A 25,043-nucleotide genomic window follows, 5' to 3' on the forward strand; every position below is an offset into this window, starting at 1 on the left:
TTGTACCGGAGGCGATCCGCCATGGCACCCAGCACAGTCGCTTCGCCCACCGGTGGGCGCACGACCTTCGGCAGCGTCGTCTATGCCTGCCAGTTTCTCTATGGCGGCTGGTTCCTGTTCCACGGGCTGAACTACTGGCTGGAATTCTATCTGGACCGGTCGATCCAGCCCGGGCCGGGTCTCGTGCCTGCACTGGCAGAATCCGGGGTGATGGCGCTGGTCAAGGCGCTGGAAGTCACCATTGGCCTGGCCCTATTGCTCGATCTGTTCGCGGCGCTGGCGGTTGTGGCCGCCTGGCCAATCACATTGATGATTGCCTTTGTCACGGCATCGCATGGCCGCCCGTTCGGCATGGGTGTGGCGGCGATCATTATCGGGCTGAACGCGGTCATGTCTTTCGGCTATCTCCATCGCTATCGTCCGATGCTGGCGTGGAGCGCAGGTCCGCCCGGCGGTTCAACCGCCGCGCAGGGTTCGCGCATGGTGCCCGCGCGGCACGGCCTCGCCGCGGTTATGGGCATAGCCGCGGCCATCGGCATCACCTACCTCACTGTCTATCTTCGGCGCTAAGCGGGTATGACGTCTATCCGCCTGCCACTGCTCGCCTGTCTGCTGGCGGCTCTGCCGCTTTCTGTTGCGCCCGCACAGCAGAGCGCCGCTGCACCGCAGCCGCTCGTCATTGCGCGGCAGGGCAATTTCTTCGTCGGCGGGCATGAGGCGCAGACGCCGGACGGGCCGGTGATCGCCGGCGCCATGTACGTCGAATATCAGATCCCGGCGCAGCAGACGCATCCCTATCCCTTGGTGTTCTTTCATGGTGGGGCGTCCAGCGGGGCGAGCTTCTGGAGTACGCCCGACGGCCGCGAGGGCTGGGCGACGCTGTTCCTCCGCAAGGGCTATGCCGTCTATGTGGTCGATCGCCCGACGCTCGGCCGCTCACCGCATTATGAGGCGGTCGACGGGCGCAAGCTGATGCCTCCCGCCGGACTTCCCGCGCGGGAAGGGCAGGCGGCACCGCCTCCGCCGACCAGCAAGCCAGCGCATCTGCCCGGCACGAACGCCCCTGACGATCCGGCTACCGCCTACATGCGTCGTGCGCGCCAATCGACCATCGAGGTGCCCTTCGGCGCGCCCGGCGATGCGCTGGCGGTCAGCCTCTATGTCGACCGGCTGGACCGGGAGGCGGGCGCAGCGCTGCTCGACCGGATCGGCCCCGCCATTCTGGTCACCCATTCGCGGGCGGGGACGACAGGCTGGCAGATCGCCGATGCCCGGCCCGGCCTCGTCAAAGCCATCGTCGCCGCCGAACCGAATGGCCCGCCTTTTTACAACGCCCCGCCCATGGGCGCGCCGGGCGATCCGGTCGCGCGGCCCTTCGGCATCACTTATGCTGGCCTGCGCTTCGATCCGCCGGTCACCGATCTGCGCGACTTCGGGCCGCTCACTCAACTGCCGCCGGAGGATGGCCACAAGGTGGGCTGCTGGACGGTGGCGGGCAAAATGCCGCGGCTGGTCAATCTGGCGCAGGTGCCGGTGATCGTGCTGGTCGGCGGCGCATCCTATCATGCCGGTTACGATCACTGCACCGCGCAGTTTCTGGAGAAGGCGGGCGTATCCGTCGACCTCGTCCCGCTCGACGCGCATGGGTTCGTCGGCAACACCCATGGCTTCCCGACCGAGACCAACAATCATCTGATCGCCGATTTCATCGCCCGCTGGCTGGCGGAGCGCGACCTGTAGAACAAGCTGGATCGCCGGTGCTGGAGCCCATCGCGGCAGCTTGGTCCGCCTATCTGACGATGACACCCCGCTAATCAGCTTCCTGCCGCTTTCCGAAAGCGCCGCAACCCACCCTTAGCGTGGCGGTGGATTGCGCTTATTGATAAGCGCGACGGAAATAATGGTCTATTTCCTGATATGTAAAGTCAATGTATGTAAATGACTGTCTCTACAATTTTGCGGAATTCGGTGCGTCCGAGAGAGCTGAAGTCGAAGTATAAATCAAATATTTTATTTAACGATTGTTAATTTAATATAACGATCTTAACCGACCTGGATTTCAATGACGACCTCTAAATACATCATGATGAAGAACGGAGGCGATGGCCTCGCGTTTATCGATTTCATTGTGACATATGGTGGATTGGCGTTGGATGGTCAGGACATCCAGTTTCTCGGCTCCTCATTGATCGATGCCGTTTTTGTCCGCCCCGGGGCGAGCTATGTTCTGAATACGGGAGGCGGAGCGGACCGCATTTATGTCGAAGGTCAGCTCTCCGATTACACGCTGAGTCGCAATAACGCGACGCTGATCCTGACGCGCACGGTGGACGGTAAAGTGGAGACCGTCCATGTGGCAGGCGCCAACGCGACCACCGCACCCGATGTGCTGGTGTTTTCAGATGGTAGCGTGAGCGTAAACGCCCTCTACACGCATGTTGCAGAAGGAACGGCGGCTCCAGTGCCGACCAGCGAAACCTCACTGGCCCCTCAAGGCGCGGCGGCGCCCGGTGCCGTTCTGGACGCCATAGTGAAGATCGGATGCTTCAACCCTGCTGGCGAGACGGTCGCCGCTTCGAAGCCGGGCGTCGCGTTCCAGATCCTCGGCAGTGCCGGTGTCGATAGGGTGTACGTCGCCGAGGGAACCACGATCGACGCTGCCTCGCTCGGCGGCGGCGTGGATGTGGTTTACTTCCGGGGACAATGGGCCGACTACACCAAGACCCTCACCGGCGCGCGCCTGACGCTCACCCGCACCGCAGGCGGGCACGTCGAGACGGTCGTCGTGGCATCAAGCGGCGGCACGCTCAACGATCTGCTCGTGTTCGCCGATGGGGCTGTGCGCTCGCAGGTGGCCGGCCAGGGGGTGAAGGCGGATGCCAACGTCGCTCTAGCGGATCTCGCCGGCTTTGATCCGAGCGTGTTCGTCGATCTGGTCGCACCCGTGGCGCCCCGGCTATCGCTGGCCAACGATAACGGGACATCCCAGACCGACGGCCTGACCAATGACGGCCATATTCTCGTCACGCTTCTGGAGGCGGGAGCATCCTGGATATACAGTATCGACGGCGGACAGACCTGGCTCAAGGGCGAGGGGGAGACCTTCAGCCTTGCTGCGGGAACCTATGCGGCCGAGCAGATTCAGGTCCGGCAGCGCGATGCGGCAGGGAATCTGTCCGAAGCGGGTCACAATGAGACTGTCCTGACCATCGATACCACGCCGCCGGTGGCGCCCGTGATATCGGGCTTTCTCGATCCGATCGCGAGTTCGATCAACCCGTCGACGGGGGCGATCATCAACCTCGTGACGAGCCCGGTGGCTGGCGCTTCTGTTCTTCAGCAGGGCGCGACCAGTCTGCACGGAACAGGCACAGCCGGCAGCAACGTCGTCGTCACCTTCGGAGCCTCTGAACAGCGGGTGGTGACGGTGGATGCCGCCGGGGCATGGTCCCTGAATCTCACGCACGCGGACATCGTGTCATTCGGCATCGGGGCTGAGGCATTTACGGCCACCGTCAGCGATGACGCGGGTAATTCTGCAAGCACCACCGTTCCGCTGCAGATCAATGCACAAGCCTACACGACCAACGATGTCGCGGCCTCCGGCTATGGCAGTGAGTATGTCGACGCTCTGATTATCGGCGAGGCCGGCTGGTCCGGTGGCATCATCACTTATTCTTTCTCCGCCGTCTCGGGCGCTTCGGTCTGGTCGGAAAGTGAGAAGAGCGCCGTGCGATCGGCATTGGCTCTTTATGAGAATATCGCGAATTTGGACTTTCAGGAGACGGACGACTATGGCGAAGCGGCGGGCGGCGCGAATATCGCTCTCGAAAAATCGCCCGCTTCGACCTGGACCGAGCCTGGAATTCTGGCCGACTTTACCATTCCCTTCGGCGGATACAATGCCACGCAAGTCGGCCGCTTCAACTATGAAATATCCTATTGGCAGAATCTGAGCGAAGGCGGCCTCGCGTTCGACACGCTGGTGCATGAACTTGGCCATGCCCTCGGCCTAGGCCACCCCTTCACGGATACCATCAACGGCGTCACGCAGACCCAATTTCCGGGTGTCGCGGCCAATGATGCCTATGCGCTCGGGACACTGGACCTGAATCAGGGCATCTGGACGATTATGTCCTACAATTTTGGCTGGGATGTGAAGGCGCCCCCAACCAGTTATGCTTGGGGCTTGTCGAAGACACCGATGGTCTTCGATGTTGCTGCGATACAGGCGATCTATGGCGCCAATCTCTCATACCGAACCGGTAACGACGTCTACACGCTGCCCACCGCCAGCAAGTCGGGTACGGGCTGGGCATGCATCTGGGATGCGGGGGGCGTGGACACGATCAGCAATGCGGGCAGTTCGCTCAACTGCGTCATCAACCTCAATGCCTATCCGCTCACGGCCGGCGTCGACCCCACACTTTATGTATCGCGGAATCTTGGCATATCCGGGGGATATACAATCGCGGCGGGGGCCGTGATCGAAAACGCGATCGGCGGGGGAGGCCGCGACACGATCATCGGCAACCATGTCTCTAACCTGCTGACCGGGGGCGGCGCAGCCGATCAGTTCGTCTTCAACACCGCGCTGGGGCCGAGCAATGTCGACCGAATTAGCGACTTTTCTGTCAGCGCGGGTGACGTCATCGCGCTCGACAAGAGCATTTTTGACCGGCTCAGCAACCTCAGCGATCTGAGCGGTCACTTCGGTTATTCGACCCAGTCTGCGGATCCCAACCTGTTCGTCATTTACGATACCGGCAGCGGAACGCTCAGTTACCGCGACGAAGCGAACGACCTGATCGATTTCGCGATCCTGCTCAACAAGCCGCAGTCGATCACAGCCACATCCTTTGCGGTCCTCTGACGCGATCCGGCGCCGGCGCCCGAAGTAGGATCGCTAGCGTCGCGCATCGAAATAGCTGTCGAGAAAGGCTTGCGCCTCTGCGCGCGGGGTGCCGATGACGGCCGGCTGCGGGGAGAGGCGCATCAGCTTGGGCTGGGCATCGTCATAGCGCGGCCATTCCGGCAGGCCGGGGCCGTTGGGATTGCCGGTGCGCGCGAAGTTCACCCAATAATGCGAGACAAGGTCTGAGAGCTTGTGATCCTCAGGCGTCCACGGCTGATCCTCGACCTGCAGGTTGCGGAAGACATAGACGATCTCCGCTGAATGGAAGGCACCCATTTCCGGCTTGCCGGGCCAGGGCTGATCGAACCAGTAGAGCCACGCACCGGACTTACCGGTCTTGGCTTGAAGCTTGGCCCAGCTGCGCATCTGCCATTGGACGGCATCGGTCGAAGATTGGCCCAGTTGATCCTTGGATGCCCCGTAAATCCGGTCGTAAGCCGCGCCGTTAGCATCAGACCGCTGCACCCAGTCCTTGCGGATGTTCGATCCCTCCATGGAGTTGGAGCCGACCAGTGTGGGCACGTCGTTCTGCTTGCCCGCAGCAAAGATGTTGTAGACGATGTCCGGCAGCACATAGCCGTCGCGCTCGGTGGGCCAGAAGAAGGCCAGTTCCTTGGTGAACGCGTCCATCGGCAGCGCGCGGAGCTGCGCGACTGTTTCGCCGCCGAGCTTGCGGCCAAAGTCCGCGCCATAAGCCTCCGCCTCGCGCATGTCCTTGCGGCCGACGAGGCCACCATCGGGATCGAACTGGGACGTGCTCTCGCCGATCGCGCGGTGGAACAATCCCTTGGCCAGGGGCGAAGCCTGCAGGATGCTGATCGCGGTGCTGCCGGCGGATTCGCCGAACACGGTGACGTTGCCCGGATCGCCGCCAAAGGCCGCGATGTTATCGCGCACCCATTTCAGCCCCTCGATCTGGTCGAGAATGCCGTAATTGCCCGAGCCTTTATAAGGCGCTTCGGCGGTGAGGCCCGGATGGGCCATGAAGCCGAGAGGGCCGATGCGGTAGTTCAGCGTGACAAGCACGACGCCCATTTTTGCGAGTGCGGCGCCGTCATAAGCGGGTTCGCGATTGGAGCCGCTCAGAAAGCCCCCGCCATAGATCCAGACCATCACAGGCAAGGGGCCTTTATGGCTGACAGGTGTCCAGACATTCACCGAAAGGCAGTCCTCGCTCATCGGCCGCTGGTCGACCGGTGGGCGCCATTGCGGGCAGATCGGGCCAAACTGGGTCGCGTCGCGGACGCCGCGCCAGCCCTGAGCCGCCACGGGTGCTTTCCATCTGCGTTCACCCGCTGTCGATGCACCGAACGGAATGTTGAGGAACGTGCGCACGCCGTTCGTCTCGGCACCCTTCAGAGTCCCCTGACGAATGGTTACCTGCGGCGCCGCGCCGGTTTCGGCTGCCAGCGGCGTTGTGGTGCAGCTCAAGAGAAGCGCCGTGATCGCGGAGCGGCGCAGAAGCTTAGCTTGTATCATTTTCATGAGCATCTCCATTCAGGCCGCTCTGCTTGAGGGGCGTTCACGGGCGGCAAATCCAGCCAGGCCGCAGAGCGCCAGCAGCACGGCAACGACAGCGAAGAAGGCAAAGGAGCCGCCCAAATCGAGCGAAATGACCCCGGTGAAAGAGCTGAGTACCGCGCCCAGTCGGCCCGTGGCGGAGGCGACGCCCACACCGGTCGCCCGCGCTGCGGTTGGGTAGGCCGTGGCGGCCAGCGTGTAGAGCGTGTTGTGCAGCCCTGCCATGCAGAAGCCGAGCGCAACCATCACCGGCAAGATGACGAGCGCCGAGACCACATCACTGCCGAGCAACACGGCGAGAACGCCCGCGAGCACGGCAGCAGCGCCTGCCAGGCCCATATGCGCGCGGCTGAAGCCGGTACGATCGAGCAAGATGCCGCTGAACAACGCGCCGACCACGCCGCCCATATGGAAGGTGGTGATGCCGAGGCTGGTCATGGTGAGATCGAACCCCAATGTGCTCAGCATCGTCGGGACCCAGCTGAAGATGGTGTAGGAGGCCATCAGGCAGGTGAAGAAGCCGCCCCAGAGCAGCAGGGTCTGGTGGCGCAGCGCCGGCGAGAGCAGCAGCCGCAGCGGCGCGATGACCGTGCTGGCTGGCGGCGGTGCATCGAAGCGATGGGCCGGGTCATGCGAGATGCGGCAGCGCTTGAGCAGTCGCGCCAAATCCTCGTGCCGGCCGGCGCGCAGCAGGAAGCTTGGCGATTCCGGCAGGAAGACGATGAAGGCGAGGGCCAGCAGAATGGGCATGGCGCCGGCAACGAAGAACAGGGTCCGCCATCCGAACATCTCCAATACCGAGGCGCCGAGCCCGCCGGCGATGATGCCGCCAATGGGGATGAACACCATGCCGATGGCGATGGCGCGGCCCCGGCGCTTCTCCGGCGTAAACTCGGAGATGAGTGCGGCGCCATTGGGGATCGCTGCGCCGATGCCGAGACCATCGAGGAAGCGCACGAGCAGCAATTGCGTGGCGTCATGCGTGAAGCCACCCGCCACCGTCATCAGGCCGAACAGGAGGATGGCAACGATCAAGGCCCAGCGGCGGCCGATCCGGTCGCCCATGATCCCGCCGATGATCGAGCCCAATGCGACGCCGGCCAGATTGGCGGCCGTCACCGGCGCGAACGCCCCACGGGGAATGCCCCAGTCCGCGATCAGGGCCGGCAGCACGATGCCGAGAGACTGGTTGGCCAGCCCGTCGACCGCGAAGACCAGCGCGAAACAGCCGAGCAGCAGCTTCTGGAACGGGCTCCACGCCGCATTGTCGATGGCCGTGCCCAGATCATGCGATACCACAGCTGACGCCGCGCCGCTGGGCTCGGCTGGCAGTGCCGTGCCGGCTGCTGGGGTGAAGGATGCCATGCTGCTCTCTCTCCGTGTCAGGCGTTGGTCTGTGGCCGGGGGCGATTCTGGTGTCGCGCGCTCACGGCGGATGGTTTCAAAGGGGGCGGGGCGGCTCCTGCGTGTCGAGGGCGCTCTCGCCCATGAAGCGCGGTGGCGCGGCGTAGGCGCGCGCGGTCAGGAAAGGCTGGTAATAGCGGAAATAGGCCAGCAGCAGCGCGCAGTTCACGCCGATCTCCAGCGGTCCTGTGATGAGCTGGCGCGGCAGGCCGACGACGATGGCGTTGAGGTAGAAGATCGTGAAGCTGGTCGGCACCTGCAGCACCAGCATTAGCGGCACGAACCGGTTGGTCAGCAACACGATGCCGACAAGGCCCTCCATGGCCTTGATGCCCGGGAAGAGGCCCATATCGAGCAGCGACTGGATGAACGGTCCGCCGATGGGGTGGGGCACGACCGGCTGCATGTCGGTGAGCCAGTAGCGCGAGGACGACCAGATGAGATGCAGGCCGAAATAGATGCGCATCGCATCCGTCACATGGTCCGCCGTCGTGCGCTTCGGGTCCAGCCGCCGCAGGATCAGCGCGCCTACGATGCCGGCAAGGATCGGGAAGCCGAAGAACATGAACGTGTCGAACTTGCCGAATGCCAGATAGAGGCCGATGGCGCCGCTCAGCGCGGCCGGAACGATGAAGCCAGTGGTCAGCGGCTTGGGTGACGAGGTCATGATGCTTCTTTCTGCTGGCGAGCGCCTTGGGGTCGTTCGACCTGTGTCGTTGGTGGTGTCATACGCGGGTCATGTCCGGGGCTTGCGAGCCGCCCGCTCAGTCGATGTAGCCCATCTCCCGATAATAGCGCGCGGCGCCGGGATGCAGCGGAACCCCCTTGCCGTCGCCGACCGTGCGCGGATCGATGGAATAGGGCCGCACAAACCATTTGAGCTCGCCGCGTGCCCGATCGATGCCGCGTGCGGCGGCATAGGCGATGTCGTCTGGCATATCGGCGCGACCGAACACGACTTCGCCGGACCGTCCGACCGTCTTGATCGCGCGATCCACGCCGCGCAGCACGCCCCAGCGGGCGGTGGTGCGGACCATGTCCGCCTCCTTGACCATCTTGTCGAGCAGATCGTCCGGCAGATCGAGGAAGTGGAGTTTGTGCGCGACGGTCAGCGTCGTCCAGAAGGAGGATTCAGGATTGTTCGCCGGGCTGGCAAGACTGGAGATGACGACGTCGAATGGGGTCTCCGCCGTCACGTCATGCGGGCTCTGGATCGAGCCACCCCAGCTCTCCACGCTGGCCTTGTCGAGGCCGTAATAAGCGAGCACGGGCGCCTCGCTCGGCTGGCCATCGGTGAGAATGCGCACCGGCAGCTTGCGGGCGCGGATTTCAGCGAGGCTCTTGATCCCGAGTTCCGGCTTGACCGCGACCAGCAGATAGGTCGGGTCCTCGATCCGCGCGATGAGGCGCAGCGCGGGATAGGGACCGTCCTTGGCATAGATATATTGGCCGCGGTAAGCCCAGTTCATCATCGATGCCTCGGTGATGCCAAAGTCGATGGGGGCGTTGATTCGCTGGGTCGTGCCGTGGCGCACATCGCCTTCCTTCAGCGGCGGGGGCAGGGCTGCCTTGCCCACCAGACGCGGCCCTTCGGTGCGGTTGCAATTGCGGCAGAGGATGATCTCATAGCCCTCCGGCGCCATCGCATCGCGCACGAATTCGCCCAGTTCGCCCCAGGGGCAGGCTTCCGGGCAGGCGGAGGCGAGGACGAGACGCTTGGTGGCGTAACCGGTCTTGCCGACATCGGTCCAGCTTGAGTCGACGATCTTTTCCGGCTCTGCCGCGCGCGCCGGCATGCCCAGCGTGAGGCCGGCCAGGGCCAGGGCGATTGCAGATAGCAGCATGCGCATTGAAGACCGTCTCCCCTCAGGCGCCCAATCCAGTGTGTCGCGAGACTCGCAGGACAGGCAGCGGCTGGTCCAACCCCGCTTTCTTCTGGGGAAGCTTCGGTTAGGCAGCAAACAATATAAAAAATAGTATACTAATCTGGCGTCGTCAATGCCATGTGGTCGCGCGCTTTCTAATATTTGACCTGTGGGTGCGCGAGGGCCTCAGTGTGCCATCTCCGCGGGTGCGCGTGGAGCATTCAGGGAAGCGGAGGTCTCCTCGGCGCGTTCGCGGGCGATGAGATCGGCCAACATGCGGCGCGCGGAAACCGGCGCCGTATCCGTCGCAAGCAGGATGGGGTTCAACTCGTTGATGTCGCTGACCGCGCCCATATTCTCCTGCACCATCTCGATCATCGGCTCGTCCTGCTGGCGGAAAGCCATATCGAAGAAATCGAGCAGGGCTTGGTCGACCTCCGGCTCATCGCGACGGCGATTGCGGCCGTTGACGAAGAAATAATGGGAGGTGAACTCGGTCTCCGGCGTGATGATGTGGAGCTGCGGGATATGCGCGCCGCTCTCGCGCGGCTGACCGACCTCCCAACTGCCGAGCTTGAAGTCCAGCATCGCCGGCGGATGCCAGGTCATGGTGGTGTCGGTCTCCACCACAACCTTGGGGTCCATGCCGAACAGGCCGACATGCGCCGAGGAGGGGCCTAGGCCGCTACGGATGCGATGATTGGTGATCCAGCGATCGCCACGCTCCAGCCGCTGCGTGGTGGCGGCGAGCAATTGCTCTGGCGTGTAATTGCCCCCGCTGAACTGCGGGTGGATGAAGGCGGCGTGACTGAGGTCCAGCAGGTTATCCACCACCAGCTCGTAGTGGCCCTTCACGTGCAACAGCCCGCGCACCACGGCATAGTCATCGGGCTGTTCGAGGAAATCGATGACCGGCAGCAGCGCCGGGTCGGCCTTTGCAGGGTCGCCGGGCCAGAACCAGATGATGCCGTAGCGCTCCAGCAGCGGCCAGGCGCGAATGTTCGCCGCAGGGAGGCCGGCCTTGGTCTTGCTGTGCGGATTGAGCACGCATTCGCCATCCCGATTGAAGCGCAGCCCGTGATAGGGGCATTCCAGCGTGTCATCGATGATCCGGCCGGCGGAGAGCGGCGCAAAGCGGTGCGGACAGCGATTGAGGATCATAGCCGCCTCGCCATGGCTGTCGCGGAACAGCACGGCCTTCTGGTCGATCAGCGTGCGGGCCAGCGTGCCTTTGCCGAGTTCATGGGAATAGGCTGCGGCGTACCAGGTGTTTTTCAGGATCGAGAGCACTCACCACTCCATCAATATTTGATCACGGCAACCGGGGCTTCCGCAACAGGACCAGGAGGCGGGCGCAGCAAACCTCTCCTGAATCATTGGTAGACGATTATGTATACCATACGAGTTATCCGCTGTCATCCGGCAAGTCGGTTGGTCACTCATCAAAGGTCCAGCACCAGCCGCTCGGTCAGCGCGCCGGAGCAGCAGATCATCATCATCTTGCCCTCGCGCTTCTCCTGCGGTGTCAACACCGCGTCGAAATGCTCGGGCGTTCCGGCGAGCACTTCCGTCGCGCAGGCGCCGCAAGTACCCTGTTCGCAGCTTGAGCTGGCCGGAACACCGGCATCGCGCACCGCCTCGAGGATCGACTGGCCCGGCGCCACTGTGAGTTCCAGGCCGGAGCGGGCCAGTTCAACGACGATGGTGCCATCGGGGAGGGGTTGTTTTTCAGTCACGACCGGCAGTCTCTATCATGCTTTCCACCCGTCCGTCATACGCCAGAATTATCTTAGCGCTAAGATATATTGACAGGCAGCAAGGGCGAAAATACCCTCAGGGCAACTCACCGCGCGCGCCATTGCTGCGCTCGGTGCCCCCATGATGGTTTTAGGAGATGCGCAGTGGCCCGCGAAATGGTGACGGATGTTCTGGTGATCGGCGGCGGCTCCGCGGCGACGCGCGCGGCGCTGGAGGCCGCGGCGGCGGGCGTGGCCGTCATGCTGGTGGACAAGGGCACGGTCGGCGATAGCGGCTCGAGCCCGCACGCGCTGGTCGGCTTCAGCGTGCCGCTGCTGGATGAGGCGGATAGTTCCGCGCTGTTCGTCGAGGATTGGGCGAAGGCCAGCGGCGGCATTTGCGATCGCGATCTGGTGGCGCAATGCGCAGAGCATGGGCGCTTTCTGGCCGAAGATATGGAAAAGCGGGGCGTGCCCTTCATCCGCAATGCGGATGGAAGCTGGTTCATCTCCCGCCGCGCCGGCCATTCGGTGCGCCGGACCTTGCAGGCGCAGGGCCTGGGCAAGGGCAAGCACGCCAATGTCATCGCGCCCATGCGCACCGGCCTGATCGATGCCGGCGTGACGCTGCAGGAAGGAACCATGATCACGCGCCTGCTGCTCAGCGATGGCGCCGTCGTGGGGGCATATGCGGTCGGCCCGGATGGCGAGCATTTCATCATCCGCGCCAAGGCCGTCGTGCTCGCCTCGGGCGGGGTGAACCGGCTCTACACGAAGCTCTGCGACGAAGTGGTCGAGCATGGCAGCCGCACCACGGGCGATTCCTACAGTCTGGCGTTCCATGCCGGTGCCCCGCTGATCGACATGGAGTTTGTTCAGTTCCGCGATTCGCCGCCCGCCGGGCCGATCTACGGCGCCGCCTATGTGAATGCGCTCGGCGAACGGATCATGGAGAAATATGATCCCGAGAATATGGAATGCGCCCCGCGCTACATGATGGCGCGCGCCGTCTATACCGAGAATTTTGAGGGGCGCGGGCCGGTGGTCTGGCATGTCGAGGACGGGCAGGTGGCCCGCTCGCGCGCACCGGTCGGCAATTATGAGGGCGGGCAGATCGTGGAGATCACCCTCATGTTCCAGCGCCTGATGGGCGGCGCGCGCATCGATGTGACCGCTGCGACGGCGGTGCCGGGCCTGTATGCCGCAGGCGAGGCGTCCGGGGGCATTCATGGCGGCGACCGGATGCAGGGCTGCGGGTTCCTGGAGACGCAGACCTTTGGCCGCATTGCCGGGCAGAGCGCAGCGCAGCGCGCGAAGACGACTGACTTGCCCGCGCTCGATCCCGCTGCGGTGGAGGCCGAGGTCGCGCGGCTGGCGCGCAGCACGGGCGCGCAGGATCCTGTCGCCCTGTTCGAGAGGGTGCGCGAGATCATGTGGGCGCAGGTCGGCGTGGTGTCCAACCGCACCCGGTTGACCGATGCCATTGCAAAATTTCAGGAGATCCAGCGCATCGCCGCGACCGATGTCGATCAGTCCGATCTGGTCGCCGCCGAGGAACTGCGCAATCTTGCACTCACTGCCGAACTGGTGGCGACCGCCAAGCTCGCCCGCGAGGAGACGCGCAGCGGCCATGGGCGCACCGATTTCCCGCAGGAAGACCCGGCCTGGGTGCGCCACGTCCGCCTTGCGAATGCAGGGGATGGCGCGGTGGCCGTCGATACCATCCCGGTGGTCGAGTTCGCCGACGCCTGACCGGCGCTGCGCCGCCCGCGTTCAGGGCAGCGCGGCCTCGATCGAATGGAGCAGCTTGCGCAGGATCGCGTTGCAGCGCTGCCGATCCGCCTGCGTAAGGCTGCCCATCAGACGCTGCTCCGTCGCGTTAAAGGCGGCCATCGTCTGCCCGGCCAGCGCGATGCCGTCGGGCGTGAGTACGATGAGCAACGAGCGCTGATCGCTGGCATGTGAGACGCGGCGGATCAGGCCGCGCTGTTCCAGCCGCCGCGCCAGCCCGGTCAACCCGCCCGAGGTCACCGGCACATAGCGCCCGGCGAGGTCGGTCGGCGCCGCGCGATAGGGCGCGCCGATGCGCATCAGGCCCGCCAGCAGACGAAACTCATTATCGGATAGCCCCGACGCCTTGAGCACCGCGGCCGTCTCCGCGCGCAACCGATCATCGATCCGCGCGACCCGCGCCGCAATCGCCCGCACATCGGAATCCAGCGCCGGAATGACGGCCTGCCACTCCCCGACAAGCGCATCCACTGCCGCATCCAGCCGATGCGCCTCACTCTCAGCGCGCAGGTGCGCGAGGCCTGAGGCTGCAGTCGCGCCGTCTTTTGTCACATTACCGGCATTGCATCGGCATGGAGGCCGGCCTTCCATCCCGCCAGCGCCTCGCGCGCCCGGTCGGTATAGGCCTGTTTGCGCTGCTTCTTGCGCACGCTCTCGTCCTCGATGGGCGGGAAGAGGCCGAAGTTGACGTTCATCGGCTGGTAGCTCTCCGCATCGGCGCCGCCGGTGATGTGGCCGAGCAGGGCGCCCAGCGCGGTCTGCGGTGGGGGGAGGGGCATGTCGCGTCCGCCGAGGTCCGCCGCGCAGAACAGGCCAGCGAGCAGGCCGACAGCGGCGCTTTCCACATAGCCTTCGCAGCCGGTGATCTGCCCGGCGAAGCGGACATGCGGCATGGCACGCAGGCGCAGGCGATCGTCCAGCAGGTCCGGGCTCTTGATGAAGGTGTTGCGATGCAGCCCGCCCAGCCGCGCGAACTGTGCGTTCTCAAGCGCGGGAATCGTCCTGAACAGAGCGACTTGCGCCTCATATTTGAGTTTCGTCTGGAAGCCGACCATGTTCCACAGTGTGCCTAGCGCATTGTCCTGCCGCAGCTGCACGACGGCATAGGGCCAGCGGCCCGTGCGGGGATTATCGAGACCGACCGGCTTCATCGGCCCGTGGCGCAGCGTCTCCCGCCCGCGCTCGGCCATCACCTCAATCGGCATACAGCCATCGAAGTAAGGCGTGTCCTTCTCCCACTGCTTGAACTCGGTCTTGGGACCATCGAGCAAACCCTGGACGAAGGCGTCGTACTGATCCTTGTCCATCGGGCAGTTGATATAATCCTTGCCGTCGCCGTCGGGTGAACCCTTGTCCCAACGGCTCGCTTTCCAGGCAATGGACATGTCGATGCTGTCGCCATGGACGATGGGCGCGATCGCGTCGAAGAAGGCGAGCTGGTCCTTGCCGGTCGTCCGCGCGATCGCCTCGGCCAGGGGTGCGGCGGTGAGCGGGCCGGTGGCAATGATCGTCGGGCCCTCCGCCGGAATGCCGTCAACGCGCTCGCGCACCAGCTCGATCAGCGGATCCGCTTCGATGGCAGCGGTCACGCCCTGCGCGAAAATGTCTCGGTCCACCGCCAGCGCGGAGCCCGCCGGCAACTTGCACTTGTCCGCCTGCGCCATGATGAGCGAGCCGAGCGCGCGCATTTCCTGATGGAGCAGGCCGACGGCATTGCTGTTGGCATCGTCGGAACGGAAGCTGTTGGAGCAGACCATCTCGGCCAGCGCATCGGTTTCGTGAGCGGGCGTCTGCTCTCCGCTGCCCCGCATCTCGGAGAGGCGCACGCGCACGCCGGCCTGGGCGAGCTGCCACGCCGCCTCGCTGCCGGCAAGGCCGCCGCCGATGATGTGCACCTGATGGGTCATGGTTCTTCAAATCCTGCCGGGAATGCGTGTTTCCCGTCCGCCCCTAGCCGCAGCTTGCTGTGACCGGCAACCGCGCTCATCGGGATCGGGCCATAGACATGCGGGAACAGAGCGCCGCCGCGCGAGACTTCCCAGCGCACGGTGTCGCCCAGCGGCGGCAGATCGACCATGACGAGGATGGCCGGATCGACATCGGCAAACCATTTGGCTGCCGTTTCCCGCACCTGTTCGCGGGCGGAAAGGTGGATGTAGCCATCGGCCAGATCCACCGGTGCGCCGGCAAAAACACCTGAGTCGCGCCATGCCGACCATTCCTCGGGGCGCAACAGCTTGAAGGCGAAGAGTTCTGTCATGAAACGACGCTACGGCATGGGCGGGGCGCCGTCCAGCGCTTGCCTTGAGGCGGGAAACACGGGCATTCCAATCGGTGAATCGATTGAAACAGAACGGGATATGCTCTTCATGTCGAGCGACGCCACGCCCATGTCCATGCTCACCGCAGGGCTTATTCGCCTGCTCGATGTCGAGCCGGCGGGAGAGCCCGGGCATTTCCTCGGCCATCGCAAGCCCGGCGGGGCAGGGCGCGTCTATGGCGGGCAGGTGGTCGGCCAGGCGCTGGCGGCCGCGGCCAAGACGGTGGCGGCGGACCGGCCCGTGCATTCGCTGCATTGCTATTTCATGCGCCCGGGCAGTGAGGACTATCCTATCGACTATCAGGTGGACGCGGACATGGATGGCCGCGCCTTCTCAAACCGGCGGATCGTGGCCTGGCAGCAGGAGAAGCCGATCTTCAACATGATCGCGTCCTTCCATAAGGCCGAACGCGGCCCGGCGCACCAGAGCGACATGCCGCCAGTGCCGGACCCCGATGATCTCAAGGATCTCGGCGATCTCATCGAGCAGCATGAACTCCCGGCCGGCCCGGTGCTGCGCTGGATCGCCGGGCGCAACAGCCCGGTGCGCTTCCGTCCGGTGGGCGATATCCAGTCCGGCATCATCAAGATGCACGATGCCGCGCCGCAGCTGTGCTGGATGCGCGTGGGGGAGGGGCCGCTCGGCCTTGAGCAGCCCATGCAGCGGGCGATGCTGGGGTTCATCAGCGACATGCTGCTGCTGGCGACGGCCTACCGACCCCATGGCCTGCACATCGGAAGCCCCGGGGTGGCCAGTGCCAGCATCGATCACAGCGTCTGGTTCCACGACGATGTGGAGTGCGGCGACTGGCTGCTTTACGTCACGGACAGTCCCTGGGCGGGGCATGGACGGGGCTTCGCGCGCGGGCATTTTTACGCGCGGGACGGTCGCCTGGTGGCCAGCGTCGCGCAGGAAGGGCTGATCCGCTTCCGCGAGGCCGAGTGACGCGCGTCCCTTTGGACTGTCTGCCACCCCTATTCCATGTCATCAGGACATCCGTTGCGTTCGAGCCGCGCTGACGGCAAAGTTCATCGCACGAAAGCACTATTGGTCCGGGCCCAACAAAGGCACACTCCGGGCGGAACGGAGGAGTGGATGACCAGAATTCGGGCTGACCGGCCCTCTGTGACGATCAACTATGTCGCACGCACCGACGAACGGCCGCGTTATTATGCGAACGATCACAGTCGGGACACGGTGGTGATCGAGGAGCACGGCATGGCCGCCAGCGATGGACGGCATGAGGTGCTGGGCCTCGACACGGCCGGCGTGGCGCTGGTTGAGGCGCCCACGGCGGTCACCGACTTTGCCGACAAGACCAATTTCCCGGCTTATGCCAAGGAGATCGAAGCGCTGTTGCTGCGCGAGACGGGGGCGGATGTGGTGATCGTCACCGGTCCGCCGATCCTGCGCTTTTCGGAACGCTCCGGCAAGGCCGGCAGCAGCGATAACAGCCACCCCGCGCGCTTCGCCCATGTCGATGTCAGCGACGCGACCGCGCGGGGTTTTTCGGCGCAACGTCAGCCCACGGGGGAAGGCATTGTGCGGGCCGCGCATTACAATGTCTGGCGGGTTCTTTCGCCCGCCCCGCAGGATGTGCCGCTGGCGATCTGCGATGCGCGGTCGGTCACCGGGGAAGAGCTGTTGCTGGCCGATGCGATTTTCGACAGTCCCTCGGGCGACTGGAGCTTCGAGGGCTATGTCGTCGCGCACGACCCGGCACATCGCTGGCTGTGGTTCCCGGACATGACGACGGATGAGGCGATCATCTTCAAGACGCATGACAGCCGGGACGGGGTCGCCCGCTGCGTGCCGCACGTCGCGTTCGATGATCCGCTGTGCGATGACGAGGCACCGCCGCGCGTCAGCGTCGAGGCACGCGCCATTGCCTATTGGCGAGAAGGCAGCGTTCACGTTAAAGGTAAACAAGCGTAAACCAAATTTATCCCGATGGCTGGCCCTATCATCATCAGCTCTTAACCTTGCTCGGGTTAGGCGCAGGTCAAAGAGCTGAGAGTTCCAATGGCGACAAATGCACCTGTGATCACCGAAAAGAAAACCCGTTTCGAGCTGTTGAACTGGTTGATGGCCAACCCTGTTCTGGGGGCGGGTATCCTCGCGGTGCTCGTTCCGACGCTGCTGCTCGTCGCCCGGGAAAGCTGGTCGACGGAGCAAGGCGCGCATGGTCCCATTGTGCTGGCCACCGGTCTGTGGCTGCTGTGGCGGGAATGGCAGAACGCCGCGGTCGTCGCGCGCCCGGCGCCGGGGCTTCCGATTGCCATCGCCTTTGCGATTCTCCTGCCGCTTTATTTCGTCTCGCGTGTCAGCAACATCGTCGAGACAGAGGGCTTTCTCATGTATGGCCTCGTCGTCGCGGCGCTGTTTAGCGCCATCGGCTGGGAGGCGCTCAAGCGGCTCTGGTTCCCGCTCATTTACCTGCTGTTCGTGTTGCCGCCGCCTGAGACGCTGGTGGCCATGGTCACCAATCCGCTCAAGATCATGCTGTCCGAATCCGCCGTCGGCTTCCTGTATCTGGTCGGTTATCCGGTCGCTTCGTCGGGCGTCACCATTCAGGTCGGCCAGTATCAGCTGCTTGTCGCGGAGGCCTGCGCGGGCCTCAACTCGCTCATCTCGCTCTCCGCCATCTCGCTATTCTACGTCTATCTGCGCCACCACGCCAATGTGCGCTACGCGCTGCTGATGATCGTGGCGATCGTGCCGGTCGCCGTGTTCGCCAATTTCGTGCGGATCGTGCTGCTCGTGCTGCTGACCTATCACGGCGGCGAGGCAGCGGCGCAGGGCTTCCTGCATGATTTCGCCGGGCTGACCATGTTCATGACCGCGCTGATCACCATCTTCGCGATTGACCACCTCTTCGGCCTGCTGTTCCCGCGCCTGAAGGGCAGCAAGAGCGATTCCGTCGCGAAGCCGGCGGCCCAGCCTTAAGGCCGGGCGCGGTGTGCCTCAGCTCCGCTGTTGGGCGATCAGGGTCGACATGTCGTCCAGGATTGCCAGCCTCTCCTTTTTGAGATCCTCCAGGCGTTCGTCGCAGGCCGGCTCGATATCGGTCTCGATCCGATAAATCTGGCGCGTGAGCAGGTGGTGTCGCTGGGCAAGCGTGCGGAAATGCGCGTTGTGCAGCTTCAGCGCGTGAAGCACCGCATGGTCATGCGGGAACAGGTCGTCGAGCGTCTCGCGGGTATCAAGGGTCATGTTGCTCTCCTGAATCTTATCCGGCTGGCAATGATCCGATCGTGCCGGACGGAACGATCGCGCGCCTTGCGCAAGATCAATTCGTCGCCCACCGCCAGCGCATGGGCGGCGGGATTGCCCGCGCCCCTTGCCGTTGCGCGTCAACACGGCTAGAGGGCGCACCGGCTCTTTCCATCCTTGAAATAGACAGGCGCGACCCATGAAGATCAGCGGCGTGGATATTCGTCCCGGCAACAATATCGAATATGAAGGCGGCCTGTGGCGCGCCGTGAAGATCCAGCACACCCAGCCCGGCAAGGGCGGCGCCTATATGCAGGTGGAGCTGAAGAACCTGATCGACGGGCGCAAGAACAATGTGCGCTTCCGCTCCGCCGAGACGGTCGAGCGCATCCGCCTCGACACCAAGGATTTCCAGTATCTCTATGCCGAGGGCGACATGCTCGTCTTCATGGACACGGAGACCTATGAGCAGATCAACCTGCCCACCGATCTCGTCGGGGATGCCGCAGCCTTCCTGCAGGACGGCATGATGGTCATGCTCGAAATGTATGAAGAGCGCCCGATCAGCGTGCAGCTGCCCGAGACGGTCGAGGCGACCGTCGTCGAGGCGGACGCCGTGGTGAAGGGGCAGACCGCATCGGCGAGCTACAAGCCGGCGATTCTCGACAATGGCGTGCGCGTGATGGTGCCGCCGCACATCACCACCGGCACCCGGATCATCGTCGACGTCTACGAGCGCGAATATGTGAAGCGGGCCGACTGATGCGCGCTCTCCGCCTCGTCGCCGGGTCCGCGCTGGCCTTGTGCCTTGCCTGGTCCGCGCCGCTGCTGGCGCAGGCCAAGCCGGCCAGGCCTGCGGGGCAGCCCAGCGAAGCGCAGCTTCAGCACGCGGCGGAGAATTTCCGCATCATGGTTAGCGGTCTGCAGTCCGACAAGATTCCGCAGCCGGTGAAGAGCATTCTCTTCACTTGTGCCTACGGGAATCCGTTCAGCAAGATCAGCGAGAATACCGACAAGCTGATGACCGAGAAGAAGCTGGACCGCAAGAATCCGACTCAGGTGCTCAGCGCCATGGCGGCCGTTTGCGGTTTGCGGCCCGAGATGGTCGCACCGCCCAAGAAGTGATTTCATTCCCTGACCGGCCGCTCTTCCGCGCCGGAGGAGACAGATTGACATGGTATCCCATTCCGGCCTGCTGACGGTCATCGAGCGCGCGGCTCGCAAAGTGGCTCCGCAACTGCGGCGCGACTTCGGCGAGGTTCAGCATCTTCAGGTCAGCCGCAAGGGGCCGGCCGACTTCGTGACCGTCGCCGACAAGAAGGCGGAGGACACGCTGGTCGCCGAGCTGAGCAAGGCACGGCCGGACTGGGGCTTCCTGCTTGAGGAAGGCGGCGAGATCGCCGGCGACCCCATGAAGCCGCGCTGGGTGATCGATCCGCTCGATGGCACGACTAACTTCCTCCACGGCATCCCGCATTTCGCCATTTCCATCGCCGTCCAGGAGCCGCACCGCTCCGGCCAGGGCTGGGGCGAAGTGACGACCGGCATGATCTATCAGCCGATCACGGACGAGAGCTATTGGGCGGAGAAATCCCGTGGCGCCTGGCGGCATGACCAGCGCTTGCGCGTCTCGGCGCGTCGCGATCTGACCGAGGCACTGATTGCCACCGGCATTCCGTTCATCGGCCATGGCGACTTTACCGAGTGGAGCCGCATTTTCGGCGCCATTGCGCCGTCGGTCGCGGGCATCCGCCGCTATGGCTCCGCTGCGCTCGACCTCGCCTGGGTCGCGTCCGGGCGCTATGATGGCTTCTGGGAGAGCGGCCTCTCGGCATGGGATGTGCAGGCCGGCATTCTCCTGGTCCGCGAGGCCGGCGGCTTCGTCACCGACTTCCGGGGTGGCGCCGAGCCTGTCGAGCGGCGCCAGGTGCTGGCGGCCAATGACGTGCTGCACAGCAAGCTCCACAAGCTGCTTGCAGGCGCGCTACGCAACATGTGAGGCGGATCGGTGCGGTGCCAGTGGTGACACCGTCGCCGGCGCCGTTCCAGAGCCACAAAAAGGGCGCCCGCTGCTCGCCATTCGGCCAGCAGGGGCGCCCTTTTTGCGTCTGAGCGGCGCGTCAGCCTTCGACAGCCTCGCTGTTCAGCTGGATATAATTGGCCAGGCCCATGCGCTCGATCATCTCGAACTGTGTCTCCAGCTTGTCGACATGGTTTTCCTCGCTGTCGAGGATGTGCTGGAACAGGTCGCGGCTGACATAGTCGCGCACGCTCTCGCAATGCTGGATGGCGTCGCGCAGCAGCGGGATCGCTTCCAATTCTGTATCGAGATCGGCCTTGAGCACTTCCTCGACCGTGCTGCCGATGCGCAGGCGGCCCAGCAGCTGGAAGTTGGGCAGGCCATCGAGAAACAGGATGCGCTCCGCCAGCTTGTCGGCGTGCTTCATCTCGTCGATCGATTCCTCATATTCGAACTTGGCAAGCTTCGAGATGCCCCAATGATCGAGAAGACGGTAGTGGAGGAAATACTGGTTGATGGCCGTCAGCTCGTTCTTGAGCGCGCCATTGAGAAATTCGATGACCTTTTCGTCACCCTTCATGTTCTGTCTCCATGTCGTCAGTCGATGGAGCGCAACTAGCAGCAAAGTGGCAATAATTCACGCGAGAACGTCTCGCAATCTTGGGTGCGATAGGTTCTTAATAGCGGCGCAGTTCTTCGCTAATGCCAATGATAGTCAGGAAAAGAAGGGCCGACCCAAGTCGGGTCAGGCCGTTGCCCAAGTGCCGGTTTGGCTCGGCGCATTGAGGCTGCGGCTGCAGCGCGACCGGCAGGAGGATTGCTCTTCCACCATCACATCTTCTGCATGATCAAGACAGATGCGACATTGCGGCGTTTTGCCGAGCGCCCGGTAGGCGCTTTCGGGACACGTCACACCCTGGCGAGCAACGCTGCGCAGTTCCTGTTCCGTGATCGCATTACAGATACAGACAAGCATGATTCGTTGATAGTGTTGTTGCGAGGCATTTGCAATCTCTTGCGTGATCGAATGCGACGAATGGTGGGCGTTCGATCGCTCTGAGGTCCAGGACGAAGGGCTGAGGCTCGGCTGATTTGTTGCGAATCATTCTCAGTCCGTCCAAGGGTTGCCTCGCAGGTGCAGCAGTCCTAAAGCGCCCCCATCAAAGGCTATTAAGCCTAGGGGATTCAAGTGGTCGATCTGTCGCAATATCTGCCGATCCTGCTGTTTCTGGTTGTCGCATTGGGCTTGTCGTGCGCGTTCGTGTTCCTGCCCATGGCCGTCGGCCGGCTGACGGGATCGCACAAGCCGGACCCGGAAAAGCTGAGCGAATATGAGTGCGGCTTCCCCGCATTCGAGGATCCGCGCAGTCAGTTCGACGTGCGCTTCTATCTCGTCGCGATCCTGTTCATCATCTTCGATCTGGAAGCGGCGTTTCTCTTCCCCTGGTCGGTGAGTCTCGCTGAGATCGGCTGGGCCGGGTGGGGCGCGATGATGATCTTCATTTTCGAGCTGGTGCTCGGCCTCGTCTATGCCTGGAAGAAGGGAGCACTCGATTGGGAGTAGAACTTGAACGGCCGGGCACGCTGGGCGCTCCGCTGATCGGGGTTCCGCCGGCCACGCAGCCGGATCCCGAATTCTTCAAGGCGCTCTCCACCGAGGTGAGCGACAAGGGCTTTCTCGTCACTTCGACGGAAGACCTGTTCAACTGGGCGCGCACCGGCTCGCTTTGGTGGATGACCTTCGGCCTCGCCTGCTGCGCGGTCGAGATGATCCATGTGAACATGCCGCGCTACGACATGGAGCGCTTCGGCGCCGCGCCGCGCGCGTCCCCGCGCCAGAGCGACGTGATGATCGTCGCCGGCACGCTGTGCAACAAGATGGCTCCGGCGCTGCGCAAGGTCTACGACCAGATGAGCGAGCCGAAATACGTCATCTCGATGGGCTCGTGCGCCAATGGCGGCGGCTATTATCATTACAGCTACAGCGTTGTGCGCGGCTGCGACCGGATCGTGCCCGTGGACATCTACGTCCCCGGCTGCCCGCCGACCGCCGAAGCACTGCTTTATGGCATCATGCAGCTCCAGCGGAAAATCCGCCGGGTCGGCACGATAGAGCGTTGAGGGGGCGGATATGGTGACAGCCGTTCATTCCGCACCGCGGGTCGAGCCGATCGAGGGTCTGGCCGATGCCATTCGCGCCGCGCTGGGCGATGCCGTGCTGGCGATCAAGGATGCGCATTTCGAGCTGAGCGTGGGCGTGCAGCGCGAGGCGCTGGCCGACGCGTTACAGCTTCTAAGAGATCGTTTCGACTATCAGCAGCTCATGGAGATCGCCGGGGTCGACTATCCCGAGCGGGCCGAGCGCTTCGAGGTCTGCTATCATCTGCTCTCGGTGACCAAGAACCATCGCCTGCGCGTCAAGGTGCGCACCGATGAGGATCATGCGGTGCCGACCGTCACGCATCTCTGGCCGGTTGCCGGCTGGCTCGAGCGCGAAGTGTTCGACATGTATGGCGTGCTGTTCGAGGGCAACACGGACCTGCGCCGCATCCTCACCGATTATGGCTTCAAGGGCTATCCGTTCCGCAAGGACTTCCCGCTCACGGGCTATGTCGAGCTGCGCTACTCGGAAGAGCAGAAGCGGGTGGTTTATGAGCCGGTGAAGCTGGCCCAGGACTTCCGCAGCTTCGACTTCATGAGCCCGTGGGAAGGCGCGCAATATGTGCTGCCGGGCGACGAGAAGGCCAAGGGCGAGGCGCCGGGTGCGCCCACGCCGCCGCCACCTCCTCCGCCGCCCCCGCCTGCATCCGCTTCCCTGGACGCAAAGACGACCAAGACGACGGACAAGCCTGCGGATACCGGTGCCGGCGCGCCGGCCGACAAGGCCGCGACCAAGCAGGCCCGTGCACCGCGTGCCAAGAAGGCGGAGGTTGCGTCTGCGCCGGTGGAAGACACGCCCCCGGTGGAAAACAAGCCGAAGCGTACGCGCAAGCCCAAGACGCCCGAGGGTGACGCCTGATGTCCGAATATCTCGACAAGCTGGAGCATCTCGTTGACGACGCCGATCCGGCGCTCGGCGACACCGCGATCCAGAACTACACGATCAACTTCGGCCCGCAGCACCCGGCTGCTCACGGCGTGCTGCGTCTGGTCATGGAGCTTGAGGGCGAGATCGTGGAGCGCTGCGATCCGCATGTCGGCCTGCTGCATCGCGGCACCGAGAAGCTGATCGAGTATAAGACCTATCTGCAGGCGCTGCCCTATTTCGACCGGCTGGACTATTGCTCGCCGCTCGGCATGGAGCACAGCTATGTGCTGGCCATCGAGAAGCTGCTGAACCTCGAAGTGCCGCTGCGCGCGCAATATTTGCGCGTGTTCTTTGCTGAGCTGACGCGGATCAGCAACCACATGCTGAACCTCGGCTCGCACGTCATGGACGTTGGCGCGATGACGCCGAACCTGTGGATGTTCGAGATTCGCGAGGACTGCCTCAACTTCTTCGAGCGCGCATCCGGCGCCCGCATGCACTCCGCCTATTTCCGGCCGGGTGGCGTTCATCAGGACGTGCCGCTCAAGCTGCTCACCGATATTGGCGACTGGCTCGATACGCGTCTGCCGCGTCTCTTCGAGGATGCGATCAGTCTGGTGGCGGACAACCGCATCTTCAAGCAGCGCAATGTCGATATCGCGGTCTGCTCCAAGGAAGACGCGCTACGCTGGGGCTTCTCCGGCCCGATGCTGCGCGGCTCGGGTATTCCGTGGGATATCCGCAAGGCTCAGCCCTACGACGTCTATGATCGCATGGAGTTCGACGTGCCCGTCGGCACCAACTTCGACTGCTACGACCGGTTCGTGGTGCGCGTGGAGGAGGTCCGCCAGTCGGCGCGGATCATGAAGCAGTGCTTGAACGAGATGCCGGACGGCCCGGTCGCTTCGCTCGATCGCAAGGTCGTGCCGCCCAAGCGCGGCGAGATGAAGCAGTCGATGGAAGCACTCATCCACCACTTCAAGCTCTATACCGAGGGCTTCCACGTGCCCGAGGGCGAAGTATACGTGGCGACCGAAAGCCCCAAGGGTGAGTTCGGCGTCTATCTGGTGAGCGACGGGACCAACAAGCCCTATCGCTGTAAGATCCGCCCGACCGCGTTCAGCCATCTGCAGGCGATGGACTTCCTGATGAAGGGCCACATGCTCGCCGACACCACCGCCGTACTCGGTGCGATGGATATCGTGTTCGGGGAGTGCGACCGGTGAGCG

Annotated in this window: 25 protein-coding genes; 14 read left to right on the plus strand and 11 right to left on the minus strand. The window is 63.8% G+C overall.

The window, feature by feature from the left end; translation table 11 throughout:
- The first annotated feature begins 21 nt into the window (after positions 1-21).
- The 3 genes from M2343_RS02520 to M2343_RS02530 all read left to right on the plus strand — a co-directional run bounded on the left by M2343_RS02520 (position 22) and on the right by M2343_RS02530 (position 4,873).
- Positions 22-570 carry a hypothetical protein gene (locus tag M2343_RS02520; RefSeq protein ID WP_264575476.1) on the plus strand — a complete coding sequence of 183 codons (549 nt, stop codon included), beginning with the start codon at positions 22-24 and terminating at the stop codon, positions 568-570.
- A gap of 6 nt (positions 571-576) precedes the next feature.
- Positions 577-1,740, plus strand: coding sequence for a hypothetical protein (locus M2343_RS02525; RefSeq protein ID WP_264575477.1), 1,164 nt, complete (start codon positions 577-579; stop codon positions 1,738-1,740).
- Between the two features lie 322 nt (positions 1,741-2,062).
- A complete protein-coding gene (locus M2343_RS02530) occupies positions 2,063-4,873 on the plus strand; it encodes a M10 family metallopeptidase C-terminal domain-containing protein (RefSeq protein ID WP_264575478.1) in 2,811 nt (936 codons plus the stop codon).
- Positions 4,874-4,906: 33 nt separating this feature from the next.
- Here the strand turns inward: M2343_RS02530 and M2343_RS02535 are convergent, their stop codons facing one another.
- The 6 genes from M2343_RS02535 to M2343_RS02560 all read right to left on the minus strand — a co-directional run bounded on the left by M2343_RS02535 (position 4,907) and on the right by M2343_RS02560 (position 11,441).
- Positions 4,907-6,400, minus strand: a complete 1,494-nt coding sequence (locus M2343_RS02535) for a carboxylesterase/lipase family protein (RefSeq protein ID WP_264575479.1) — start codon at positions 6,398-6,400, stop codon at positions 4,907-4,909.
- Positions 6,401-6,412: 12 nt separating this feature from the next.
- The gene (locus M2343_RS02540; protein WP_264575480.1) at positions 6,413-7,801 is read right to left on the minus strand and encodes an MFS transporter; all 1,389 of its coding nucleotides are present in this window, start codon (positions 7,799-7,801) and stop codon (positions 6,413-6,415) included.
- A gap of 76 nt (positions 7,802-7,877) precedes the next feature.
- On the minus strand, positions 7,878-8,507 hold the full coding sequence (locus tag M2343_RS02545; protein WP_264570769.1) for a dipeptidyl peptidase 3: 630 nt from the start codon (positions 8,505-8,507) through the stop codon (positions 7,878-7,880).
- Between the two features lie 97 nt (positions 8,508-8,604).
- Complete coding sequence (locus M2343_RS02550; RefSeq protein WP_264575481.1) at positions 8,605-9,684, minus strand: TAXI family TRAP transporter solute-binding subunit; 1,080 nt, start codon at positions 9,682-9,684, stop codon at positions 8,605-8,607.
- A gap of 207 nt (positions 9,685-9,891) precedes the next feature.
- Positions 9,892-10,995 (minus strand): aromatic ring-hydroxylating dioxygenase subunit alpha, encoded by a 1,104-nt coding sequence (locus tag M2343_RS02555; RefSeq protein WP_264575482.1) that lies wholly within the window; start codon positions 10,993-10,995, stop codon positions 9,892-9,894.
- 152 nt (positions 10,996-11,147) lie between these two features.
- Positions 11,148-11,441: a 2Fe-2S iron-sulfur cluster binding domain-containing protein gene (locus M2343_RS02560; protein WP_264575483.1), complete on the minus strand. Its 294-nt coding sequence runs from the start codon at positions 11,439-11,441 to the stop codon at positions 11,148-11,150.
- A 165-nt stretch (positions 11,442-11,606) separates the two neighbouring features.
- On the opposite strand from M2343_RS02560, the gene M2343_RS02565 reads away from it, so the two are divergent.
- On the plus strand, positions 11,607-13,193 hold the full coding sequence (locus M2343_RS02565) for an FAD-binding protein (RefSeq protein WP_264575484.1): 1,587 nt from the start codon (positions 11,607-11,609) through the stop codon (positions 13,191-13,193).
- Positions 13,194-13,214: 21 nt separating this feature from the next.
- On the opposite strand, the gene M2343_RS02570 is transcribed toward M2343_RS02565, so the two are convergent.
- The 3 genes from M2343_RS02570 to M2343_RS02580 are packed head-to-tail and all read right to left on the minus strand — an operon-like array spanning position 13,215 to position 15,492.
- On the minus strand, positions 13,215-13,784 hold the full coding sequence (locus M2343_RS02570) for a MarR family winged helix-turn-helix transcriptional regulator (protein WP_264575485.1): 570 nt from the start codon (positions 13,782-13,784) through the stop codon (positions 13,215-13,217).
- A complete protein-coding gene (gene trmFO, locus M2343_RS02575; protein ID WP_264575486.1) occupies positions 13,781-15,139 on the minus strand; it encodes a methylenetetrahydrofolate--tRNA-(uracil(54)-C(5))-methyltransferase (FADH(2)-oxidizing) TrmFO in 1,359 nt (452 codons plus the stop codon). Before trmFO ends, M2343_RS02570 begins: the two co-directional genes overlap by 4 nt.
- Positions 15,136-15,492, minus strand: coding sequence for a DUF952 domain-containing protein (locus M2343_RS02580; RefSeq protein WP_264575487.1), 357 nt, complete (start codon positions 15,490-15,492; stop codon positions 15,136-15,138). The genes trmFO and M2343_RS02580 overlap by 4 nt, the downstream gene beginning before the upstream one ends.
- Here M2343_RS02580 and M2343_RS02585 point away from each other — a divergent pair.
- The 3 genes from M2343_RS02585 to xrtV all read left to right on the plus strand — a co-directional run bounded on the left by M2343_RS02585 (position 15,491) and on the right by xrtV (position 18,499).
- Entirely contained in the window at positions 15,491-16,498 is a 1,008-nt protein-coding gene (locus tag M2343_RS02585; RefSeq protein WP_264575488.1) for an acyl-CoA thioesterase, read from the plus strand. The genes M2343_RS02580 and M2343_RS02585 overlap by 2 nt on opposite strands.
- 150 nt (positions 16,499-16,648) lie before the next feature.
- Positions 16,649-17,488, plus strand: a complete 840-nt coding sequence (locus M2343_RS02590; RefSeq protein ID WP_264575489.1) for a CmcJ/NvfI family oxidoreductase — start codon at positions 16,649-16,651, stop codon at positions 17,486-17,488.
- 87 nt (positions 17,489-17,575) lie between these two features.
- Positions 17,576-18,499, plus strand: coding sequence for an exosortase V (gene xrtV, locus M2343_RS02595; RefSeq protein WP_264575490.1), 924 nt, complete (start codon positions 17,576-17,578; stop codon positions 18,497-18,499).
- Positions 18,500-18,517: 18 nt separating this feature from the next.
- Here the strand turns inward: xrtV and M2343_RS02600 are convergent, their stop codons facing one another.
- A complete protein-coding gene (locus tag M2343_RS02600; protein WP_264575491.1) occupies positions 18,518-18,766 on the minus strand; it encodes a YdcH family protein in 249 nt (82 codons plus the stop codon).
- A gap of 199 nt (positions 18,767-18,965) precedes the next feature.
- Here M2343_RS02600 and efp point away from each other — a divergent pair, with 199 nt between their 5' ends.
- The 3 genes from efp to M2343_RS02615 are packed head-to-tail and all read left to right on the plus strand — an operon-like array spanning position 18,966 to position 20,765.
- Complete coding sequence (gene efp, locus M2343_RS02605; protein ID WP_264575492.1) at positions 18,966-19,529, plus strand: elongation factor P; 564 nt, start codon at positions 18,966-18,968, stop codon at positions 19,527-19,529.
- Positions 19,529-19,891: a hypothetical protein gene (locus tag M2343_RS02610; RefSeq protein ID WP_264575493.1), complete on the plus strand. Its 363-nt coding sequence runs from the start codon at positions 19,529-19,531 to the stop codon at positions 19,889-19,891. Before efp ends, M2343_RS02610 begins: the two co-directional genes overlap by 1 nt.
- 49 nt (positions 19,892-19,940) lie before the next feature.
- Positions 19,941-20,765 carry an inositol monophosphatase family protein gene (locus M2343_RS02615; protein ID WP_181560087.1) on the plus strand — a complete coding sequence of 275 codons (825 nt, stop codon included), beginning with the start codon at positions 19,941-19,943 and terminating at the stop codon, positions 20,763-20,765.
- Between the two features lie 121 nt (positions 20,766-20,886).
- Here M2343_RS02615 and bfr read toward each other — a convergent pair whose 3' ends face one another.
- Entirely contained in the window at positions 20,887-21,366 is a 480-nt protein-coding gene (gene bfr, locus M2343_RS02620) for a bacterioferritin (protein WP_264575494.1), read from the minus strand.
- A 609-nt stretch (positions 21,367-21,975) separates the two neighbouring features.
- Between bfr and M2343_RS02630 the strand changes: the two genes are divergently transcribed.
- Genes M2343_RS02630 through M2343_RS02645 form a run of 4 tightly spaced genes read left to right on the plus strand, consistent with a single transcriptional unit; the run spans position 21,976 to position 25,040 of the window.
- Positions 21,976-22,350 (plus strand): NADH-quinone oxidoreductase subunit A, encoded by a 375-nt coding sequence (locus M2343_RS02630; protein WP_181560085.1) that lies wholly within the window; start codon positions 21,976-21,978, stop codon positions 22,348-22,350.
- Positions 22,341-22,907 (plus strand): NuoB/complex I 20 kDa subunit family protein, encoded by a 567-nt coding sequence (locus M2343_RS02635; RefSeq protein ID WP_181560084.1) that lies wholly within the window; start codon positions 22,341-22,343, stop codon positions 22,905-22,907. Before M2343_RS02630 ends, M2343_RS02635 begins: the two co-directional genes overlap by 10 nt.
- 10 nt (positions 22,908-22,917) lie before the next feature.
- Positions 22,918-23,805, plus strand: coding sequence for an NADH-quinone oxidoreductase subunit C (locus M2343_RS02640; RefSeq protein ID WP_264575495.1), 888 nt, complete (start codon positions 22,918-22,920; stop codon positions 23,803-23,805).
- On the plus strand, positions 23,805-25,040 hold the full coding sequence (locus tag M2343_RS02645) for an NADH-quinone oxidoreductase subunit D (protein WP_264575496.1): 1,236 nt from the start codon (positions 23,805-23,807) through the stop codon (positions 25,038-25,040). Before M2343_RS02640 ends, M2343_RS02645 begins: the two co-directional genes overlap by 1 nt.
- The last annotated feature ends 3 nt before the right edge of the window (positions 25,041-25,043 follow it).

This window comes from Sphingobium sp. B8D3B (genome assembly GCF_025961875.1).
Taxonomy (GTDB): Bacteria; Pseudomonadota; Alphaproteobacteria; order Sphingomonadales; family Sphingomonadaceae; genus Sphingobium.

What these genes read in the sequence shown, in the direction of transcription:
- M2343_RS02520 (WP_264575476.1), top strand. Translation starts at nt 22, where the DNA reads ATGGCACCCAGCACAGTCGCTTCGCCCACCGGTGGGCGCACGACCTTC.
- M2343_RS02525 (WP_264575477.1), top strand. Translation starts at nt 577, where the DNA reads ATGACGTCTATCCGCCTGCCACTGCTCGCCTGTCTGCTGGCGGCTCTG.
- M2343_RS02530 (WP_264575478.1), top strand. Translation starts at nt 2,063, where the DNA reads ATGACGACCTCTAAATACATCATGATGAAGAACGGAGGCGATGGCCTC.
- M2343_RS02535 (WP_264575479.1), bottom strand. Translation starts at nt 6,400, where the DNA reads ATGAAAATGATACAAGCTAAGCTTCTGCGCCGCTCCGCGATCACGGCG.
- M2343_RS02540 (WP_264575480.1), bottom strand. Translation starts at nt 7,801, where the DNA reads ATGGCATCCTTCACCCCAGCAGCCGGCACGGCACTGCCAGCCGAGCCC.
- M2343_RS02545 (WP_264570769.1), bottom strand. Translation starts at nt 8,507, where the DNA reads ATGACCTCGTCACCCAAGCCGCTGACCACTGGCTTCATCGTTCCGGCC.
- M2343_RS02550 (WP_264575481.1), bottom strand. Translation starts at nt 9,684, where the DNA reads ATGCTGCTATCTGCAATCGCCCTGGCCCTGGCCGGCCTCACGCTGGGC.
- trmFO (WP_264575486.1), bottom strand. Translation starts at nt 15,139, where the DNA reads ATGACCCATCAGGTGCACATCATCGGCGGCGGCCTTGCCGGCAGCGAG.
- M2343_RS02585 (WP_264575488.1), top strand. Translation starts at nt 15,491, where the DNA reads ATGAAACGACGCTACGGCATGGGCGGGGCGCCGTCCAGCGCTTGCCTT.
- M2343_RS02580 (WP_264575487.1), bottom strand. Translation starts at nt 15,492, where the DNA reads ATGACAGAACTCTTCGCCTTCAAGCTGTTGCGCCCCGAGGAATGGTCG.
- M2343_RS02590 (WP_264575489.1), top strand. Translation starts at nt 16,649, where the DNA reads ATGACCAGAATTCGGGCTGACCGGCCCTCTGTGACGATCAACTATGTC.
- xrtV (WP_264575490.1), top strand. Translation starts at nt 17,576, where the DNA reads ATGGCGACAAATGCACCTGTGATCACCGAAAAGAAAACCCGTTTCGAG.
- M2343_RS02600 (WP_264575491.1), bottom strand. Translation starts at nt 18,766, where the DNA reads ATGACCCTTGATACCCGCGAGACGCTCGACGACCTGTTCCCGCATGAC.
- efp (WP_264575492.1), top strand. Translation starts at nt 18,966, where the DNA reads ATGAAGATCAGCGGCGTGGATATTCGTCCCGGCAACAATATCGAATAT.
- M2343_RS02610 (WP_264575493.1), top strand. Translation starts at nt 19,529, where the DNA reads ATGCGCGCTCTCCGCCTCGTCGCCGGGTCCGCGCTGGCCTTGTGCCTT.
- M2343_RS02615 (WP_181560087.1), top strand. Translation starts at nt 19,941, where the DNA reads ATGGTATCCCATTCCGGCCTGCTGACGGTCATCGAGCGCGCGGCTCGC.
- bfr (WP_264575494.1), bottom strand. Translation starts at nt 21,366, where the DNA reads ATGAAGGGTGACGAAAAGGTCATCGAATTTCTCAATGGCGCGCTCAAG.
- M2343_RS02640 (WP_264575495.1), top strand. Translation starts at nt 22,918, where the DNA reads ATGGTGACAGCCGTTCATTCCGCACCGCGGGTCGAGCCGATCGAGGGT.
- M2343_RS02645 (WP_264575496.1), top strand. Translation starts at nt 23,805, where the DNA reads ATGTCCGAATATCTCGACAAGCTGGAGCATCTCGTTGACGACGCCGAT.